General features: G+C 58.4%; 1 tRNA gene and 2 rRNA genes (1 of these 3 only partly in view). All 3 read left to right on the forward strand.

Annotated elements, in window-relative coordinates:
• Positions 1 to 798: ribosomal RNA gene (locus QN219_RS33510) — 23S ribosomal RNA — on the forward strand (it extends 2146 nt beyond the left edge of the window).
• A gap of 214 nt (positions 799 to 1012) precedes the next feature.
• Positions 1013 to 1127 (forward strand): 5S ribosomal RNA (gene rrf / locus QN219_RS33515).
• Positions 1128 to 1314: 187 nt separating this feature from the next.
• Positions 1315 to 1391: transfer RNA gene (locus QN219_RS33520), tRNA-Met, on the forward strand.
• Positions 1392 to 1433: the final 42 nt, after the last annotated feature.

The raw sequence follows: 1433 nt of genomic DNA on the forward strand, positions 1-1433 counted from the left end.
ACTGGCATTCGTGTCGGCATGTGTAGGATAGGTGGTAGGCTTTGAAGCAGGGACGCCAGTTCCTGTGGAGCCGTCCTTGAAATACCACCCTTATCGTCATGGATGTCTAACCGCGGTCCGTCATCCGGATCCGGGACAGTGTATGGTGGGTAGTTTGACTGGGGCGGTCGCCTCCGAAAGAGTAACGGAGGCGCGCGATGGTGGGCTCAGAGCGGTCGGAAATCGCTCGTCGAGTGCAATGGCATAAGCCCGCCTGACTGCGAGACTGACAAGTCGAGCAGAGACGAAAGTCGGTCATAGTGATCCGGTGGTCCCGCGTGGAAGGGCCATCGCTCAACGGATAAAAGGTACGCCGGGGATAACAGGCTGATGACCCCCAAGAGTCCATATCGACGGGGTTGTTTGGCACCTCGATGTCGGCTCATCGCATCCTGGGGCTGGAGCAGGTCCCAAGGGTTTGGCTGTTCGCCAATTAAAGCGGTACGTGAGCTGGGTTCAGAACGTCGTGAGACAGTTCGGTCCCTATCTGCCGTGGGTGTAGGAATATTGACAGGATCTGTCCCTAGTACGAGAGGACCGGGATGGACATATCTCTGGTGGACCTGTTGTCCTGCCAAGGGCATAGCAGGGTAGCTATATATGGAAGGGATAACCGCTGAAGGCATCTAAGCGGGAAACCCACCTGAAAACGAGTATTCCCTTGAGAACCGTGGAAGACGACCACGTTGATAGGCCGGGTGTGGAAGTGCGGCAACGCATGAAGCTTACCGGTACTAATCGTTCGATCGGCTTGATCGTTCCCATTGCTCATGCTCATCGAAGATGAGCTGTTGACTGTCCTGACGCGCGAAAGCGCTGCGGACGGGCCGCGCCACAAGGCGCGACGCGCTCTGCGCTTGCGGCCTTCGGCCGAGAGCGGCAGACAATGACGTGTTCAAAACGAAGCAATTGCTTCACCAGCTTCTCGAAAAACTTTGCTCCCCGCGGGGAGCAAAAGCTTGCGCTTTGCCGACCTGGTGGTTCTGGCGGGGTGGCTGCACCCGTTCCCATTCCGAACACGGCCGTGAAACGCCCCAGCGCCGATGGTACTTCGTCTTAAGACGCGGGAGAGTAGGTCGCTGCCAGGTCTGCAAAACGCAAGAAAAACATCTTCTCTCTTCACGCCTCGGCCCAAGCCGAAGTACGGGCCGCCAAAAGCGGCCCTTCTGCTTTGAAACAATAACGCGGGGTGGAGCAGCCCCGGCCGACCGCAGGCCGAAGGCCGAGGACGGGCAAACAAAAAAATACCGGGCGTCGACCCGGCCCAGAAGTTAACGCGGGGTGGAGCAGCCCGGTAGCTCGTCAGGCTCATAACCTGAAGGCCGCAGGTTCAAATCCTGCCCCCGCAACCAACAATCCACAAAAGGCGCCCTCCCGGGCGCCTTTGCCGTTTC

It is taken from the genome of Sinorhizobium sp. 8-89, from assembly GCF_030124325.1.
GTDB lineage: Bacteria > Pseudomonadota > Alphaproteobacteria > Rhizobiales > Rhizobiaceae > Sinorhizobium.